General features: G+C 67.2%; 17 protein-coding genes and 2 pseudogenes. 10 read left to right on the top strand and 9 right to left on the bottom strand.

The features are described 5' to 3' along the window. Nucleotides 1-4: 4 nt before the first annotated feature. Nucleotides 5-832, bottom strand: coding sequence for an AMIN-like domain-containing (lipo)protein (locus HNR09_RS09605; protein WP_179541834.1), 828 nt, complete (start codon nucleotides 830-832; stop codon nucleotides 5-7). A gap of 108 nt (nucleotides 833-940) precedes the next feature. Further along, nucleotides 941-2,557 (bottom strand): mechanosensitive ion channel domain-containing protein, encoded by a 1,617-nt coding sequence (locus HNR09_RS09600; RefSeq protein WP_179541833.1) that lies wholly within the window; start codon nucleotides 2,555-2,557, stop codon nucleotides 941-943. 269 nt (nucleotides 2,558-2,826) lie between these two features. Here HNR09_RS09600 and hisD point away from each other — a divergent pair, with 269 nt between their 5' ends. Further along, nucleotides 2,827-4,134: a histidinol dehydrogenase gene (gene hisD, locus HNR09_RS09595; protein WP_179541832.1), complete on the top strand. Its 1,308-nt coding sequence runs from the start codon at nucleotides 2,827-2,829 to the stop codon at nucleotides 4,132-4,134. A 119-nt stretch (nucleotides 4,135-4,253) separates the two neighbouring features. Then, a complete protein-coding gene (locus HNR09_RS09590) occupies nucleotides 4,254-5,006 on the top strand; it encodes a phosphotransferase (protein ID WP_179541831.1) in 753 nt (250 codons plus the stop codon). A gap of 115 nt (nucleotides 5,007-5,121) precedes the next feature. Here the strand turns inward: HNR09_RS09590 and HNR09_RS09585 are convergent, their stop codons facing one another. From HNR09_RS09585 to HNR09_RS09570, 4 genes are read right to left on the bottom strand one after another with little or no spacing between them, the layout of a single operon-like run. Continuing rightward, nucleotides 5,122-6,648, bottom strand: a complete 1,527-nt coding sequence (locus HNR09_RS09585) for a tripartite tricarboxylate transporter permease (protein WP_179541830.1) — start codon at nucleotides 6,646-6,648, stop codon at nucleotides 5,122-5,124. Between the two features lie 34 nt (nucleotides 6,649-6,682). Beyond that, nucleotides 6,683-7,150, bottom strand: coding sequence for a tripartite tricarboxylate transporter TctB family protein (locus HNR09_RS09580; RefSeq protein WP_179541829.1), 468 nt, complete (start codon nucleotides 7,148-7,150; stop codon nucleotides 6,683-6,685). Nucleotides 7,151-7,188: 38 nt separating this feature from the next. Beyond that, nucleotides 7,189-8,166 carry a Bug family tripartite tricarboxylate transporter substrate binding protein gene (locus tag HNR09_RS09575; protein ID WP_179541828.1) on the bottom strand — a complete coding sequence of 326 codons (978 nt, stop codon included), beginning with the start codon at nucleotides 8,164-8,166 and terminating at the stop codon, nucleotides 7,189-7,191. A 39-nt stretch (nucleotides 8,167-8,205) separates the two neighbouring features. After that, nucleotides 8,206-9,549, bottom strand: coding sequence for an RraA family protein (locus HNR09_RS09570; protein WP_179541827.1), 1,344 nt, complete (start codon nucleotides 9,547-9,549; stop codon nucleotides 8,206-8,208). A gap of 146 nt (nucleotides 9,550-9,695) precedes the next feature. On the opposite strand from HNR09_RS09570, the gene HNR09_RS09565 reads away from it, so the two are divergent. Further along, complete coding sequence (locus HNR09_RS09565; RefSeq protein ID WP_179541826.1) at nucleotides 9,696-10,445, top strand: IclR family transcriptional regulator; 750 nt, start codon at nucleotides 9,696-9,698, stop codon at nucleotides 10,443-10,445. A gap of 539 nt (nucleotides 10,446-10,984) precedes the next feature. Here the strand turns inward: HNR09_RS09565 and HNR09_RS16375 are convergent. After that, nucleotides 10,985-12,847, bottom strand: coding sequence for a transglycosylase family protein (locus HNR09_RS16375; RefSeq protein WP_281366347.1), 1,863 nt, complete (start codon nucleotides 12,845-12,847; stop codon nucleotides 10,985-10,987). Between HNR09_RS16375 and HNR09_RS16370 the strand changes: the two genes are divergently transcribed. From HNR09_RS16370 to HNR09_RS16170, 3 genes are all read left to right on the top strand, one after another. Continuing rightward, the gene (locus tag HNR09_RS16370; protein WP_281366346.1) at nucleotides 12,846-12,974 is read left to right on the top strand and encodes a hypothetical protein; all 129 of its coding nucleotides are present in this window, start codon (nucleotides 12,846-12,848) and stop codon (nucleotides 12,972-12,974) included. The two genes, HNR09_RS16375 and HNR09_RS16370, sit on opposite strands and share 2 nt — an antisense overlap. An 87-nt stretch (nucleotides 12,975-13,061) precedes the next feature. Next, complete coding sequence (locus tag HNR09_RS16175; protein WP_246348780.1) at nucleotides 13,062-13,274, top strand: hypothetical protein; 213 nt, start codon at nucleotides 13,062-13,064, stop codon at nucleotides 13,272-13,274. Nucleotides 13,275-13,361: 87 nt separating this feature from the next. Then, nucleotides 13,362-13,559 carry a hypothetical protein gene (locus HNR09_RS16170; protein ID WP_246348779.1) on the top strand — a complete coding sequence of 66 codons (198 nt, stop codon included), beginning with the start codon at nucleotides 13,362-13,364 and terminating at the stop codon, nucleotides 13,557-13,559. 50 nt (nucleotides 13,560-13,609) lie between these two features. Here the strand turns inward: HNR09_RS16170 and HNR09_RS16600 are convergent. Next, nucleotides 13,610-13,675: pseudogene (locus tag HNR09_RS16600) on the bottom strand (hypothetical protein); the annotation flags it as partial. Between the two features lie 31 nt (nucleotides 13,676-13,706). Between HNR09_RS16600 and HNR09_RS16165 the strand changes: the two are divergent. After that, nucleotides 13,707-13,847 carry a hypothetical protein gene (locus HNR09_RS16165; RefSeq protein ID WP_246348777.1) on the top strand — a complete coding sequence of 47 codons (141 nt, stop codon included), beginning with the start codon at nucleotides 13,707-13,709 and terminating at the stop codon, nucleotides 13,845-13,847. A gap of 260 nt (nucleotides 13,848-14,107) precedes the next feature. On the opposite strand, the pseudogene HNR09_RS16595 reads toward HNR09_RS16165, so the two are convergent. Further along, nucleotides 14,108-14,482: pseudogene (locus HNR09_RS16595) on the bottom strand (M23 family metallopeptidase); the annotation flags it as partial. An 871-nt stretch (nucleotides 14,483-15,353) separates the two neighbouring features. Here HNR09_RS16595 and HNR09_RS09555 point away from each other — a divergent pair. The 3 genes from HNR09_RS09555 (at nucleotide 15,354) to HNR09_RS09545 (ending at nucleotide 17,220) form a co-directional block, all read left to right on the top strand. Continuing rightward, nucleotides 15,354-16,094 carry a hypothetical protein gene (locus HNR09_RS09555; RefSeq protein WP_179541824.1) on the top strand — a complete coding sequence of 247 codons (741 nt, stop codon included), beginning with the start codon at nucleotides 15,354-15,356 and terminating at the stop codon, nucleotides 16,092-16,094. Between the two features lie 239 nt (nucleotides 16,095-16,333). Next, nucleotides 16,334-16,711 carry an RNA-binding S4 domain-containing protein gene (locus HNR09_RS09550; protein ID WP_179541823.1) on the top strand — a complete coding sequence of 126 codons (378 nt, stop codon included), beginning with the start codon at nucleotides 16,334-16,336 and terminating at the stop codon, nucleotides 16,709-16,711. Nucleotides 16,712-16,839: 128 nt separating this feature from the next. Continuing rightward, nucleotides 16,840-17,220, top strand: coding sequence for a Rieske 2Fe-2S domain-containing protein (locus HNR09_RS09545; protein WP_179541822.1), 381 nt, complete (start codon nucleotides 16,840-16,842; stop codon nucleotides 17,218-17,220). Nucleotides 17,221-17,227 lie beyond the last annotated feature (7 nt).

Genomic DNA, 17,227 nt, shown 5'->3' with positions numbered 1-17,227 from the left:
AGCGTCACCGATGCAGGATGTCGACCACCAGCCGTGAGCCGTCCTCGATGGTGAACACGTCGAAGTCGTGGACGTCCTCCAGCGCGATGTAGTAGCTGGCGCCCGCCTCGTAGGCGAAGGTGGTCGCGGTGCCCTCCACGATCGTGTCCTCCTGCGGCCAGTCGGTCTGCATGACCAGGTGACCCTGGTCCTCACCGGCGTTGCCGGGGCTCAGCCCGGTGACGCTGATGGCCAGCCAGGCCGTGCCCTCCATGTCGATCGCGTGCCCGCTGCCGGGCTCGGTCGGTTCATCGACGTACTCTGCGTGCCAGCCGGGCAGGCCTGCGTCGTCATGGTCGAAGACGAGCCGGTCGTAACCGTCATGGGCGCCCAGGCGCACCTCGCTCAGCAGCAGGGTGTCTCCGTCGGACGGCGGGAGGAGCGTGTCCGGGAAGCCGTCGCTCTGCCGGGTCTGGGTGCCGAACCGGTCCGTGCTCAGACCCTCTCGAAGCTCAGGGTCGTCGGCAGGGTCCTCGGCAGGGTCCTCAGCGGGGTCCTCAGCGGGGTCCTCAGCGGGGTCCTCGCGGGAGTCGCCCTCATCGGCGACTCCCGCATCGTCGACGGCTTCCTCCTCCGGTGAGTCCTGCTCGGCCGGCTCATCCTCTCCGGCGGCGCCGCAGGCGACCAGGCTCGCGGCCAGCAGTCCGGCGCCGAGGACACCCGCGCGGCGTGAGCGCGCCGTCGGTTGCGCCCACCAGGACCTCCGCCCGTCGTCGTGCAGTGTCTTCGGATCGAGTTCTCGGGGATGCACGGTGACCACCCAGCTGAAGATCGGGGTCAGGGTTCCGTTCACCGTACCCAGTCGCCTCGGCCGAGCTGAACCCCCGAGGTCTCGAGGTCACCTCCGTCCATGCCGGTCCGAGACTGTTCCGGGCTCCCCGCATCCCTGACCACTGACCGTTCAGTCGTCGCCGACCTCGCGGGACCGGGGCGCGTTCTCCTGGGACTCGGACTCCTCCTCATCGGCCTCGTCGCCGCCGTCGTGCTCCTCCTGGCGCTCCCTGCGCTCCCGGTAGGCGCCTTCACCGGGACCGGAGAACTCACGGTTGCGCTCCACGGCGGTGATGGAGCCGGTGAACACCGAGGCCCCCTCCCCCGCCTGGGTCAGCGGAGTCTCGCTCGAGGCCGGTGCCGCAGCAGGGCCCTCCCCCGGAGCCTCCGATTCCTCTGCCGCAGAAGGATGCCCCGCGGACTCGGCCGATGAGCCGTAGCGGCGGATGAACTCCTGCTCCTCAGGGCTGGGGCGTCGGCCACCGGCGGCTCCGGGCCGCGCACCATCACGGGAATCTGCGGCGGGCACCTGCGGCTGCTCCCGGGTGTCCCCGATGCGTGACTCGGCGGGCTCCTCGACAGTGCCGAACTGGCCGGTCCGAACCTGATACGGCCCTCCGGTGAGCGCTTCCTCGTGCGAGACCAGCATGCGCTGGGTCAGCACCGCGTAGGGATGCTCCGCGCGCAGGTAGTTGACCAGGTCCTCCCTCACCAGGCAGCGCAGATCCCAGAGCTCTCCGGAGTTCCGGGCCGAGACCACCACTCGGGCCTTCACCATGCCGCCGGTGGCCTCGGTGACCTGCATCGAATAGTCCTTGCCGTCCCACAGCTCCGTGGAGTCCAGCAGGCGCTTCAGGCGGCCCCGCAGCTCATCCATCGGCACCCGCCAGTCGACGTCGAGCTCCACGGTACCCATCAGTTCGGTGCCCACCCGGGTCCAGTTCTCGAAGGGTGTGGCCACGAAGTAGCTGGAGGGGTAGATGACCCGCCGCTCGTCCCAGACCTTGAGCACCACGGCGGAGAGCGTGATGTCCTCTACGGTCGCGAAGGTGTCCTCGACCACCACGACGTCGCCCACCCGGATCGAGTCGGTGAACGCCAGCTGGATGCCGGCGAAGACGTTGGTCAGCGTGGACTGCATGGCCAGACCCGCGACGACGGAGACCACACCCGCCGAGGCGAGCAGACCGGCTCCCAGCGCCCGCACCGATTCGAAGTTCAGCAGCACTGCGGCGAAGGCCACGGTGATGATGATCGCGGCGAGGATCCGACGGATCAGTGAGACCTGGGTCTGCAGCCGGCGGCCCCGCCGGTCGTCGATGTCGTTCTCCCCGGTGTAACGGGCCAGCACTGCGGCCTCGACCACACCCACCACACGCATCGCCCACCAGGCGATGCCGATCACGATGACGATGAACAGGATGAACGCCAGCCAGGAGTACCACGCGGCATCGCCGGCGGCGAGGCGCAGGGTGACCCGCGTGCCGATCAACGTGAGCGCGAAGAACAACGGGAGCCTGGTCCGGTTGATCGCCCGCTTGACCTCGGAGCTGCGACGGAATATCTGCTTCATCGCCAGGGAGGAGACCACTGTGATGGCCAGCGCCACGAGCAGTGCGATCCCCACGCCGAGGAAGATTCCCAGCACGGGCCCGGCGCCGGATACGAGGGATTGCACCCCTTCAGGGACCGTGTCGTCGACGATGGTGTTGAGATCCTCGTCAGGGACCGGCTCTTCAGTGGTCATGGCGATCACGGACTCTCCTCACACATGTCGGTCACTGCCGGGCGGCAGACAGTTCGAGCGGGACCGCACCGTCGGCATCTGCCGGTACGCGATCACCCAGCATGGTGTCATGCCAGCCTGGATCGCAACCGAAGCCGGGCCACGTCCCCTCCGGGGCGGGGCGCGCACACCCTCGTCCCGGCGGGTAGAGACCTGCTGTCATGTGATTCTGCGTCCTGCGTCTCCACGGGAGAGAATGGGCGATGAATCCATCCGCCCCGAGGAGGAACATGCTCACCCTCAAGGATCTCCGCGTCAGCACCGCAGACGTCAGCACCGTGCTCCCCCGCGCCGAACAGGACATCTCAGCCACCGTCGAGACGGTGGCGCCGATCCTGGAGAAGGTGCGCCGAGGCGGCGTCGAGGCGCTCACCGAGCTCTCCGAGACCTTCGACGGTGTGCGCCCGCCATCCCTGCGGGTGCCGCAGTGGAAGCTGGAGGAGTCCCTCGCCCACCTGGACGCCCAGGTGCGGGAGGCGCTGGAGACCCTGATCGAGCGGGCCCGGGAGGTCCATTCGGCCCAGCTGCCTGCCGCGTCGGTGGTGTCGCCGGGCCCGGATGCGCGGATCACCAACCGGTGGGTCCCGATCGAACGGGTGGGGCTCTACGTACCGGGCGGCCAGGCGGTGTACCCCTCCTCGGTGGTGATGAACGTGGTGCCGGCCCAGGTCGCCGGCGTCAGCTCGCTGGCCGTGGCCTCCCCGCCGCAGAAGGACTTCGGCGGGTACCCGCACCCCACCGTCCTGGCGGCGGCGCACCTGCTCGGCATCGAGGAGGTCTACGCCGTCGGCGGCGCACAGGCGGTGGCGATGTTCGCCTACGGCGCCCGTGACGCCGCCGGGCACCAGGTGTGCCCGCCGGTGAAGCTCATCACCGGCCCGGGAAACATCTTCGTGGCCACCGCCAAGCGTGCGGTGCAGGGCGTGGTGGGCATCGACGCCGAGGCCGGACCCACGGAGATCATGGTGCTGGCCGACGACTCCGCAGATCCCTCCCTGGTGGCGGCGGATCTGATCTCCCAGGCCGAGCATGACGAGCTGGCCGCGGCAGTGCTGGTGACCGACTCGATGACGCTGGCCGAGCGGGTCCTCACCGCAGTGGATGAGCAGGCCGCGCAGACCCCGCATGTCGACCGGGTGAAGCAGTCGCTGACAGGTTCGCAGTCGGCGGTGCTGGTGGTGGACTCCTTGGACGTGGCGGTCGAGGTCGCCAACGCCTACGGGGCCGAGCACCTGGAGATCATGACCGGCGACGACGTCGCCCTGTCCGACCGTATCCACAATGCCGGGGCGGTGTTCCTTGGTTCCTACACTCCGGTCTCGCTGGGCGACTACTGCGCCGGCTCCAACCACGTACTGCCCACCGGCGGAGCCTCCGCCTACAGCTCCGGGCTGAACGTGACCAGCTTCCTGCGCTCCCAGCAGGTCATCCGCTACGGGCGCGAGGGACTAGGTCAGGTGGCCCGCCACGTCAGTGCCCTGGCCGCCGCCGAAGGGCTTCCGGCGCACGGGGAAGCAGTGGAGGTCCGCTTCCGCTGACGCCTCCGCATCGAGTGGCCACGAATCCCGGCATCTCGGGCCCCTGACCGGCGTGTCATCGGGCAGATCCCGTGATTCGTGGCCACTGGATGGGCGGGGCGACGCACTAGCCTGGAGCTGTGGATCACGAGCAGCCGCTGACCGGCGGCAATGTCAGCGACGACGTCGTCCGGGTCGGAGGCACGGTCCGCAAGCCGTGGAGCTCTGCGACGGCGAGCGTCCACGCCTTCCTGACCCATCTGGGGAACCATGGCATCGACGTGCCCCGAGTGCTGGGCAGGGACAGCCGAGGCCGCCAGATCCTGGAGTTCATCCCTGGTCCCATGGTCGAGGCTCGTCGACTCACCTCTGACGAGCTGCACAGAGTGGGCGCGTTGGTGCGGCGCATCCACGACGTCGCCGCGCAGCACCGTCCCGACGAGGACGCTCCCTGGGAGAACGTCCTCCCCGCCCCGGAGCACGAGCTGATCTGCCACAACGACCTCGCCCCCTGGAACCTGGTGGTCGGCGAGCGCTTCGTGTTCATCGACTGGGACGGCGCGGGACCCAGCAGTCGGCTCTGGGACTTGGCCTACTCCGCACAGGCCTTCACCGCGAATGACCCTGCGGAGGATCCGGAGACGGCGGCTGCCCGACTCGCCGCATTCGTCGACGGGTACGGCGCGGACCACGCGCTGCGTTCCGCCCTCCCCGAGGCCATGGGCGACCGCACCGCAGCCATGTGCCGGCTGCTGCGCGAATCCCACACGAGCGGCCGCGAGCCGTGGGGAAGCATGTACCTCACGGGCCACGGCGCGCATTGGGCTGCGGCGACCGCATATGTGCTCGCGCACGAGCGGATCTGGCGTGAGGCGCTGCGGCCCCGCCGCTGAAGAAGTGTTCTCACTGCATCGAGTGGCCACGAATCCCGGCATCTCGGGCCCCTGACCGGCGTGTCACCGGGCAGATCCCGTGATTCGTGGCCACTGGATGCGGGTGGAGGACAGGTCAGGCCTTGGACTCCTGCTCGTCAGTCCCCTGCACCTCGGCGAGGATCTTCTCGCGCCGAGTGCCCCTGACCTTGCCCCAGATGCCCAGGCCCACGAGACCGACGATGATCAGGACCAGGACGAGAGAGAAGGGCCTGGTCACGAAGATCGTAAGGTCCCCGCCCGAAACCAGCAGGGCACGGCGGAAGTTCTCCTCGATGATCCCGCTGAGCACGAACGCCAGCACGAAGGCAGGGAGCGAGAAACCAAGGTTCCTCATGAAGTAGGCGATCACACCGACGGTGAGTGCGACCCACAGCTCGAAGCTCGAGGTGTTCGCCGCATAGACGCCGACGATCGAGATGAGCAGGACGGCGGGGATGAGCATCTCACTGGGAATCTTCAGCACCCGCGAGAAGATGGGCGTCACCAGCTTCCCGGAGAAGAACATCGCCACTGAAGTGAGCAGGAAGCCGAAGAGGATTCCGTAGGTGAGAGTGGGTTCCTCGGCGAAGATGTTGGGGCCGGGCACGATGCCATGCATGAGGAAGGCTCCCATCACGATCGCGATGGCCGGCGACCCGGGGACCCCGAGGGTCAGCAGCGGCAGGAGGGACCCGCCCACTGAGGAGTTGTTGGCGGATTCAGCGCCGGCGATGCCCTCGGGACTCCCCTTGCCGAATCTGTCAGGGTTCCTGGAGAGCTTCTTCGCCAGGCTGTAGCCGAACCACGAAGCGGTCCCAGAGCCCGTGCCGGGGAAGATCCCGATCAGCGAGCCGATGATGCTGCCCCCGGTGGTTGCCTTGGCCGTCGTCCTCAGCTCCGCGAACGGGACCTTCGTCTTCACCGACAGAGTATCGGGTGCCGGCTGGCTCCCGTTGTCACGGATCATCGTGATGACCTCGGAGAAAGCGAACATTCCGAGGATGATCGCCACGAGTGTGAACCCGCTGTAGAGCTCCATCTGGCCCCCGGTGAACCGCGGGGCGCCGGTGATGAGGTCCATGCCCACGGTGCCGACCATGAGTCCCAGGATCGCCGAGATGATGCTGCGGACCAGATCGTGGGAGCTGATCACCGCCACGGCGAGGATGCCGAGCATCCCCAGGAGGAAGTACTCCGGATAGCTGAGCGTCATCGCGAAGGCCGCGATTGGGACCGCCAGGAAGAGCAGCGCGAGCCCTCCGACGAGACCGCCGATCGCGCTCGCCCACAGCGAGTACCCCAGCGCCTTCCCCGGCATCCCGCTCTGTGCCATCGGATGCCCGTCGAGGATCGTCGCCACATTCGACGGCGAACCGGGGATCCCCAGGATGATGCTGGAGATCGACCCGCCGTACTCGCTCGACTGATACACGGCCAGCAGCAGGAGCACCGCAGGCAGTGGCGGCAGGAGGAACGAGATGGGCAGGAAGAGGACCAGCACCACCATCGCTCCGACACCCGGGATGGCACCGAAGAACATGCCTGCCAGGGAGCCGACCAGGATGGCGACGATGTTGAGCGGATCGAAGAGGACCGAGACGTCGAATTCCGTCAAGCCCATGTGTACACGTCCTTTCGGGGCGGCGAGGCGGCCGTCATGTCAGGGAGATCCCGAACGTGACGTCGAAGATGAGGTAGACCAGTCCGGTGAGCAGGACGGCGACCAGCCCGAGCCTGGCGATCGCCGGCAGCAGCGGGGCTCCTCTCTTCAGGGTCAGCACCAGGGAGACCGCCAGGAAGAACAGGACGGTGAACAGGTAGAACAGCGGCTCGATCATGCTCCAGAGCAGGAGGTAGGCGGCCGTCAGCCCGATGACCAGGATCACCCGGCGGGTGTTGCTCTCCGGAAATGCCTCCCTGTTGGTCTTGCTGAGCAGCGTCTGCAGGAGGCTGACCGCGATGAACAGCAGCAGCACACAGCCCAGAATGGTGGGGAAGAACCCAGGGTTCAGGAAATAGTCCTGCTCTTCGGCCTCCAGGAAATCCACTGCGCTGACCAGATACCAGACCCCGGCCGCCGCGAGGCCGAGCAGCACGATCAGCTCAACCGATCTGACCTTCATGGTTCACCGTCCTTGGTCGAGAACACGCACGATGAGGATCAGTCCTCATAGTCCGAGTAGGTCTCGTAGGTGGCATCGATCAGCGACTGGAAGTCCTCCGGGCCGGCGTAGTCGATGGAGAGATTCAGGTTCTCGGAGGCCTCCTCGTAGCCCGGGGTCTCCAGCGCCTCCTGGAAGACGTCGTGCAGGGCCTGGATGATCTCCGGGTCCGTGCCCTCGGGCACGGCAACGCCACGCCAGGAGCTGTGCATGGTGTCCAGGTCCTGCTCGCTCGCCGTGGGGACGTCCGGCATATCCTCGAGCCGCTCGTCGTCGAACACCAGAATGGGCTTCAGACTGCCCTCGTCGATCGCGGACTGTGCCTCGGTGAGTCCCCCGGCGACCGCGCCGTCGATGTGTCCACCCTGAGCCTGCAGCAGGGCGTCGGCCGTCCCGTCGTGAGGCACCGTGGTGGTCTCGATCCCAGCCGCGCTGGCCAGGTCACGGCTTGTGAAAGCGGTGGTGGTCTCAGCCCCGGAGACACCGATGCTGACCTGTCCAGGGTTCTCCTCGGCGTGCTCGACGAAGGAGGCGAAGTCGTCATAGGGAGCGTCAGCGTTGACGAGCAGCACGTGGGGCTCGCTGTTGATGAGAATGACCGGTTCGAAGGAATCGTGGGTGTACGGCACGTCGTTGAACATCGGATTGGTGATGATCGAGGGCGTGACCAGCAGCAGGGTGTGCCCGTCCGGGTCCGCCTGGGCCCCTTCGGCCTGACCCACGGAACCGGACCCGCCGTCGATGTTCTCGATGACGAAGTCGTAGTCCTCGTCGACGGTCTCGGTGTGCTCGGCCAGCATGCGGGCCAGCGAGTCGTTCGCCCCGCCTGCGGCGAAGGCGGTGATGAAGGTGATGGTCTCGTCGGGGAAACTCTCCGCGTCGTCTCCGTCAGCCTGACCGCCGCAGGCGGTCAGGGCCAGCGCCGGCACGGCCAGTATCCCGGTGATGAGTGTGGTGCGGGTGTGGGTGTCCTTCATGGTTCCTCCCAAGTTGTGGAATGGCGTCGTGGTCGTGGTCTAGGTGGTGCTGCGAATGGACTCGCGCCGCGCGGATTCGTCTGCCAGAACCGCTTCGGCGGCCTCCGCCGCGGCGGTGGCTTCCTCCGGGGCCAGGAAGAGGATGCCCTCGGCATCAGCGACCACGATGTCACCGGGGTTGCACACAGCATGCCCGACGGCGACGGGCCGCCCCAGCCTGGCGGGGCCTGACTTATAAGGTCCGGCGGCCGAGATGCCGGCCGCCCAGACGGGCAGGCCGACCTCGGCGATGCCGGCGGCATCGCGCACCGGGGCGTCGAGGATCATCCCGGCGACGCCCGCCTTCTTCGCCCGCTCAGCGATCAGGTCCCCGATGAGTGCCCGTTCGCGTCCCCGCTCTCCGGAGACGACGAGGATCTGCCCGGGCTTCACACAGGCCAGGGCTTGGTGGATGGCGAAGTTGTCGCCGGCCTGGGTCTGGACCGTCAGCGCCGGTCCTGCGATCTGCGGGCAGTCCCACACCGGGTGCAGGTCCGCGCCGACGAATCCCAGCCGGTCGCTGCCGTCGCCGAGAGCGGCGGTGGGCGTGCGCCGCAGCACCTCGAGAGCGGGCGAGACGTCCTCAGCCCGTCGGGCCAGCAGCAGGTGCCGCTCCCGTGCCCCCAAGGTCATGGGCCAGGTGCCCTCCAAGTCCTGGATGAGGTCGAGGCTGTCGGCCAGCTCCTGACTGCGCCGACGGGCGTGGATCCGGATGCCGCTGTCCAGACGGTCCACTGTGGACTCACCTCCGACGAGCGCCTCCGCCATCTGCTGACGCACCCACTGTTCGTCGCCGGCGCCGGCCGCGGCCTCCAGGGACTCCTGCACCAGCGCGCTGAGGCCCTTCATGAAGATGCTGCGCAGCAACTTGCGCCGCGAGGCGTCGCCGACCTCCGCACCGAGGATCTCGGTGCGGGTGCCGACTCGCCTGAGCTGTTGCTCGGCTTCCCCGCTCGCCTTCCCCGAGAGGAGGACCTGAACGGTGGCTCCGAAGGCCCGCACGGAGCCGATGACCGCGCCGTCGACAACCTGCGCGGCGCCGTCGAGGACTCCAGCCACAGATTTCTTCACTGCAGGAGAGGAAGCGTTGAGGTCCAGGTACAGGGCGCCGGGGCGCAGGGCCGCTCGGCACTCCTCTGCCGCGGAGACGGCGTAGCGCGCGGTGGTCAGCGACAGCACGAAGTCCGCCTCCACGACGGCCTCGGCTGCAGTGGCTGCACGGCGCACGCCGTCGGGAGTCGTGGCCGGCCCAGGGTCGAACCCCACGACGTGTACTCCCGCCTGGTTGAAGGCCCGTGCGAAGACCTGGCCCGCCTCGCCGAGCCCCAGAACTGCTACAGTCATCAATGCCTCTCGCTGAGTGATAGTTACTCTCATCTTATGAGTGTGCCTACAATCACACGGCATCGCGCGTGTTGTCAACCACACCTCCGCGAGAGGCACACTCGTGGAGAATGAAGAGGTGCCACCGTCGAGACGACAGGAGTTCTATGAACACGTCGGGCAACAAAGGACGCACACTCGAGCGTGCATTCGACGTGCTGCGGAGCCTGGAGAACGCGCGGTCACCGATCAGGCTCAGCGAGGTCTCCCGTGAGACAGGGCTGCACATCGCCACCACTCAGCGGATCATGGCCACGTTGGTGAACAGCGGCTACGCACAGACCTCGGAGAACGGATACACGCTCGGCCCCGTGGCGCTGGCTCAGGCTCACGCCTTCGTGCTGCAGGACCCACTGGTCAAGGCCGCACGCCCCGTCCTGACCGAGCTCTCGGACTCGACCGGCCTGACGGCGTCGATCTTCGTGCGCTCCGGTTTTGATCGAATCTTGACGGCACGCGTGGAGGCGCCGGAGCCGATGCGCTACCAGTTCCCAATCGGCCGACGACTCCCTCTCGACGTCGGAGCTGGCAAGCCGCTGCTCGCGCACCTCCCGGATGAGGAGCTGCAGGAGTACTTCGAGGACTACTCCGGACCCCGGCTCGCCTCGGGAGAACAGCAGACTGCCGAGAGTCTGCGCTCCGAACTGAGCGAGATCCGCGAGACGGGGTACCATCTGGGCCTCTCCGAGCGCGTACTCGGGACGGTGAGCGTCGCGGCCGTGATACGCAGTGCACGCGGCGAGGTCGCAGGCGTCTTGAACATCGTCGCCCACGACGACACCGTCAGCGTCGAGGCGCTGAGACGGCGGGTCCCCGAAGTGCTGCGGGCCGCCGAGCTCATCGGGCAGCAGGTGTAGGACCAGGCAAACGGCGCTGGACGCGTCGCTGTCCTCAGCTGCCCCGCAGGATCAGGGACCGGCAACGATCAGGAGCTGGGCTGACTGCGCACTCTGGAGGACACCGAGGGCGCGGCCACCGGGGAACGGCTCGCCGTGAACGACGACGTGATGGCCGCCCGCCACAGGGTGGGGATCCTCCTGTCACGAGGAGACGCCGACGCCGACGTCGGTGCCTCCGACGGCCGACGGATCCAGTGGCCACGAATGACGACATCTCAGGCCCATGACCGGCGTGCCATCGGAAGGATGCAGGAATTCTCGGCCACTGGAGGCAGATGGGGGGCCTGACACGACGACGGCGCCGGTGCGGCTCTTCCCGCGAACGGAAGAACTGCACCGGCGCCGTCCGCCGCACGGCGAGCCACCCGACATGGATGGGCAGCGATCCGCAACCGGCCAGCGGCATGAGAGAAGCCGCCGACGGAGTGTGTGGAGCCCGAAAGGGCTGACGATGACGCCGAGAGATCAGCGCCCCTCAGCGTACATCGTCAGCCATCTCAGGCGTGGGAGAGGTATCCGGTGTTCACCCAGCCGATGTGGGTCTCACCGTCCTCGACGTAGCGCACCTGGATCCAGCTGCCCTCGGTGTCGAGCTGTTCGACATCGGCGCCACGTGGGATCTGTGCGAGCTTCGAGCTGCCGGAGTCGGCATCCTCCCGCAGCGGGACGCTGAAGCTCGCGTTCCAGATGTTCGCCGAGCTGGAGACGGTGCTCGCGTTGCTGCCCATCTCATAGTTGTCGACGCCGCCGGGGTCCCCGGAGAGCCCCAACTTGGCCTTGCAGCCGGGCCACGCGTCCCAGCCCTGGATCTTCCAGAGTTCATAGGCGCGGGAGATCTGCTCGTATTTTGAGGCCTGGTGGGGCATTCCGGTGCCACCGACCCATTCCCAGGACTGCTGAGAGAACTGGACACCGCCGTAGTATCCGTTGCCGGTGTTGATGCTCCAGTCGCCGGTCGCCTCACACATGGCCAGTCGGTCCCAGACCGAGTTGTACGACGGCGGCGGGGTGGAGTCCTCTGGCTCGGGCTCGGGCTCGGGCTCAGGCTCAGGCTCAGGCTCAGGCTCAGGCTCAGGCTCAGGCTCCGGCTCCGGCTCCGGCTCCGGCTCCGGCTCCGGCTCCGGCTCCGGCTCAGGCTCCGGCTCCGGCTCCGGCTCAGGCTCCGGCTCAGGCTCAGGCTCAGGCTCCGGCTCCGGCTCAGGCTCCGGCTCAGGCTCCGGCTCAGGCTCCGGCTCCGGCTCCGGCTCCGGCTCCGGCTCAGGCTCAGGCTCCGGCTCAGGCTCGGGCTCGGGCTCCGGCTCCGGGCTGAGTTCGTCGACACGTCCCTGCAGAGAGGCGTGGTCGAGAGCACCGGCATCATCCGTCAAGGAGTCGTCCCCGAGAAGGTCGTTGAAGAGCGAGTCGATGCTCTGTCCCTCAAGTTCAGCGAGCTGCTCGACAAGGGCACGGGTAGCCGGCAGGTAGTCGTCGAGGGTGTGCCCAGCGACAATCGACCCAGGCTCCTCCTCAGCAGGCTCCTCCTCGACAGGCTCCTCCTCGACAGGCTCCTCCTCAACAGGCTTCAGCTCGTCCAGGCGATCCCGGAGCGCATCGTGGTCGAGGAGGCCGTCGTCGTCGGTGAAGGCCTCCTCCCCGATGAGCTCGTCGAAGAGCGTCTCGGCATCGGAGCCCTCGAGCTCGGCAAGCTGTGCGACCAGGGCACGAGTGTCGGGCAAGTAGTCGGCCAGCGAATGCGACGCGACGACGTCGTCCTCGTCCCCTGCCGGAGCGTCGTTGTCTTCGTCGCCGGGAGCTTCAAGCTCCTCTTCAGCAGGCTCCTCGTCCGGCTTCTCCGCAGGCTTCTCGGCCGGTTTCTCCGCCGGTGCATCGTCCTCAGCCTGAGACTCCGCCTGGTCCTCCGCCGGTTCTTCAGCCGGCTTCTCGGCGGGCTTCTCGGCGGGCTTCTGCGACACGTCCGAATCAGACGCCGCCTCGGTGTCCACGATCTCGGCGTGGGCGGCATCGATCCAGCCGCCCTGGCCCTCGTGGTGCACGAAGTACCAGCCCTCCACCAACGAGGTTGCGGTCAGCTTCGCCCCCTCAGGCACCGTGGCGAGCGAGGCGCCGTCGTCGTCGTGCTGCGCCCGCAAGACGGTCTCCTGCGTGGTGACGACATCGGTGGGCTCGATGTTCTCCATGTCCGCGTGATGGACCTCGCCGCCGGACTCGAAGTTGAGGAACGTGCCGAAGACCCATCCGGTGCGACCGCCCACCGACACCTGATACCAGCCCCCATTGCGCGGTCCGGAGATCACACGGACCGACTGCTGCGGGCTCAGCACGCGGACGACGCCGTAGCTGTTCCCCGCGCCGGATCGCATGTTCACCCAGGTGGTCGCCGCGGCAGTACGGCTGTTCGAGGTCGAGCTGGATCCGGAGTTCGAGGAGCCCGAGTTCGACCCAGAGTTCGAGGAGCCGGAGTTCGACCCCGAAGCCCGCTCCAGGTAGCTCGGACCCACATACAGAGTCCGCCCATTGTGACGGATCGCGTACCAACCGTTCTTCGTGCCGGTCACCTCGACCTGAGCACCACGATTGAGCACCGTCACCACTGAAGCACGCATCGAAGCATCCGACCGAGCATTCAACCCCGTCGTGGTCCGATACGTCCCCGCCACAGACGAGCTCGACGAACCCGAATTCGACCCAGAGTTCGAAGAACCCGAGTTCGACCCAGAGTTCGAAGAACCCGAGTTCGACCCAGAGTTCGAGGAGCCGGAGTTCGACCCCGAAGCCCGCTCCAGGTAGCTCGGACCCACATACAGAGTCCGCCCATTGTGACGGATCGCGTACCAACCGTTCTTCGTGCCGGTCACCTCGACCTGAGCACCACGATTGAGCACCGTCACCACTGAAGCACGCATCGAAGCATCCGACCGAGCATTCAACCCCGTCGTGGTCCGATACGTCCCCGCCACAGACGAGCTCGACGAACCCGAATTCGACCCAGAGTTCGAAGAACCCGAGTTCGACCCAGAGTTCGACCCAGAGTTCGAGGAGCCGGAGTTCGACCCCGAAGCCCGCTCCAGGTAGCTCGGACCCACATACAGAGTCCGCCCATTGTGACGGATCGCGTACCAACCGTTCTTCGTGCCGGTCACCTCGACCTGAGCACCACGATTAAGCACCGTCACCACAGAGGCACGCATCGAAGCATCCGACCGAGCATTCAACCCCGTCGTGGTCCGATACGTCCCCGCCACAGACGAGCTCGACGAACCCGAACTCGACCCAGAGTTCGACGACCCGGAGTTCGACCCAGAGTTCGATCCGGTGTCGCCCGCCGGCACCGAGGGCTGGGTGGGGGTGATGTGCGGATGAGGGACCCAGCCGCTGCGCCCGTTAACCTGCACCCGGACCATGCCGTTGCTCATGTCCCCAGGCACAGAAGTCATCTCCGTGCCCCGTGGCAGCTGAGCCAGCACCTGCGCACCGGAGCTCGCGGCCGCTCGCAGCTGGGTGTCCTGGGCCGTGAAGTAGGAGCAGGAGCTCGGAGTGGCCAGGTCAAGCACCCGCTGGGCGCTCCCGCGCAGGTCGACCCCGCGCTGCGCCAGCCAGGAGGTCGGGTTGTGGGAGGTGCCGTTGAGCCACGCCCCCTCCCAGACCTCGAGGTGCAGATGTGGGGCGGTGGAGGGACCCGAGTTGCCCACCAGCGCGATGGTCTGTCCGGCTGAGACAGTCTGTCCGACTCGCACATGCGTGTTGGCATTCCACATGTGGTAGTAGGCGCTGTGGAAGGTCTTCCCATCGATCTGATGCTGAAGCACGACGTAGCCGGAGTTGTAGCGGTTTCCGCTGAAGGTGCGGACCACTGTGCCCTCGGCGACGGCGTAGATCGGGCTTCCCTCAGAAGCTCCGAGGTCCTGCCCCAGGTGATTCGTGGAGCCACCCTGGATCGGGATGCACCGCGGGCCGTACTCGGAGGAGTATCGGTAGGAACCGGCAGACAGCGGCATGCGGAAGTCAGTGGCGCTGCGATTCGTCGTGATGTCCACGCCGTCGAGCGCACCGGCTAGACCGGTGGCAGGGAGGGTCGAACCGCTTCCAGGCAGCGTCGGGCTGAGTGGGGACACTGGTGCGGCGGTGGCCACACCAGTGTGGAGGGGCAGCGTCAGGCCGACGGCGAGAGTGCCGACAATGGCCGTCGAGATCTTATTCGGCACAGCTTTACCTCACTAGACGTTCGCGCAGAACCGTCCCCTTGAAGCTGTGAAGGCACCACGGTCGCGCTGCCGCTTCGGTCACGGATCTCCGCCCGGTGATGGGAGCACCGGACGCCGTGGCACGACGCATCAGCACGCCGTCCTTCGAAGTGAAGAGCCCTCGCTTCGCAGGCTGACATGCGACCTGGGGAACCAACATGCCCGCACCTGATCACGATGGGAAGCGTCTCAGCGGACATATCAGAAGTCGGCACCACTGTAACCCGGCATGCACAGCGGAAAGCAAGGAAAGATTCAGAAAGCTTCGACCTCAGCTTCAACCATTCTGTGATGGTCCTGTCGCCCGACGGTGATCTGCCGGGCCGGGAACGTCTTCGCGCAGACCGGGAGCATCCGAGGCCCGCACTGCGGGAATCACTGGCGCTCACAAGGAATGACGGGGTCCGATCGCCTCGCTGCGGAACCTCCGGCGATAAGAGAGAGGAGGGCAGCGCGGCATGTCGAATGCCACTACCGCAGGACACTCGTCAGGGTCGCCGCACTGCCCTCTTCCTGCTCCACTATTCCATCCTCCCTGGCGAGCGGGGGAGCCAGACAGGAACCTCAGGTGACATCGTAATAAGAACGTGACCCAGAAGTCCTCAGGCATGCAAGACTGATCTCCATGGACTTCGAGATCCTCGCTGAGAAGAGCGCCCGGACCCCTTCCACCGCCGTCCTGCTCCACCAGGCCGAGGGCACCCGCCCCTCGCGTCGACACTGGCCTTCAGCAGCCGCCGTCGCCCTGATCGCGCCGCTGCTGCTCATGGGCTGTGCCGCTGACACCGGGGACGACGACCGTCCCGCGGAGGCGGATGGGGATGAGGCGACCTCGGAGCCCGCTGAGGACCCCAGCCCCGACGACGACAACCCTCACGACGACGGTGACGCCTCCGAGGACGGCGCTCAGGACGTCGAGAGTCAGGATGGGGCCGACGATTCCCAGGAGGCGATCACCCGTGACGGGCTCCCCGACCCCGAGACCACCCTCGACGTCGAGCGCACCGAGGAGCTGGGGGCCTTCTTCTCAGAGGAGGAGGCCTGTATGACGGTCGGCTCCACCGTGGACGGGCTGCGCGATGACATGGAGAACGGGCTGGAGACCGAGCAGGACGCCGACGGCGCCTACGAGGCCGTGGAGCAGACATACCTGCTCGTGCCCGAGGACCTTCGCGCCCCGTTCGAGAGCATCGCGAGCCTGCTCGAAGCAGACCACGACGCCGTCGACACTGAGTCCGTCCTGACCGAGCTCGAACCGCTGGACACCTGGATGCTGGAGACCTGCGACGGCCAGTATCACCAGCAGGACTCCCCGGAGCACGAGGAGGACGCCGATGCCTCTGCCGCTGACGACGGCGAGGGCTGAGCTCCTGCCGCACCCATGGAACGCGCCGTGCTCAGAGAATCCCAGGAGACTCCCAGGGAGCACCCATTGAGTGTTCACGATGGGTCCGTACTGTAGGTAGTGCCTCTTCAAGGTGCGAGTGATACAGCAGGCCCCGTGCTGGGAAGCAGCGTCCCCCCTCTACGCTCCCAGCACGGGGCCTGTTTCTCTGTCCGGACCGCCCGCTGCACCCGTCCAGCCCGGCACCGTAGACTGGAGGCATGCCTGCGAACGCCCCGACAGTTCCGGTCCGCGTCGACGCGTGGCTCTGGTCGGTGCGCATCTTCAAGACACGCTCGGCCGCCACCACGGCCTGCCGTGCGGGCCACGTCAAGATCGACGGTGAGCCGATGAAAGCCTCCGCGAAGATCTCCCCGGGCACCGTGGTTCGTGTGCGCCGCCCAGGTCATGAGCTGGTCCTCGAGGTCGTCCACACTCTGTCGAAGCGTGTCGGCGCCCCCGTGGCGCAGAAGGCCTACCGGGACCACTCGGAGGAGCGCGTCCGGCCGCGCGATGTGGGCCTGCCGGTGCGGGCGCGTGGCGCCGGACGGCCCACCAAGCGCGAACGCCGCCAGCTCGAGCAGCTTCGCGGCCATTGAGCCGACACTGAGTCGACACTGAGTCGCACAGATCCGAGGCCCCCTCGATCCTGCAAGAATGACCCTGCACGAAAGAGGCGCTGCGACCCGCCGGCCGCAGCGCTGCATCCACTCGAAAGGCAGTCCTGATGACCCAGTCCCCCGACGCCGACCTCACACGCACCGCGCTCGACCTCGGCCCCGTCGACACCCTCGAAGAAGGTGAGGTGATGCGCGTGGCTGCCGAGGACTCCGGTTATGAGGCTGACATCGCCGTGGTGCACGCCGAGGACGGCGGGTTCTACGCACTGGATGACGAGTGCAGCCACGAGTCGGTTTCGCTCGCCGACGGATTCGTGGAGGAGAACACCCTGGAGTGCCCCATGCACGCCTCGGCCTTCTGCCTGCGCACCGGGGTCCCAGAGACGCCTCCGGCGCTCACCCCGGTGAAGACCCACCTGGTCACAGTGGAGCATGACCACATCATGCTCCACCCGGGCACTCCGCGCCCCGAAGCTCAGGGGTCCTGAACCGCTC

It is taken from the genome of Nesterenkonia xinjiangensis (assembly GCF_013410745.1).
In the GTDB taxonomy this organism is placed as follows: Bacteria; Actinomycetota; Actinomycetes; order Actinomycetales; family Micrococcaceae; genus Nesterenkonia; species Nesterenkonia xinjiangensis.
The sequence above is the reverse complement of the archived record's forward strand: the minus strand, read 5'-3'. Positions and strand labels throughout refer to the sequence as shown.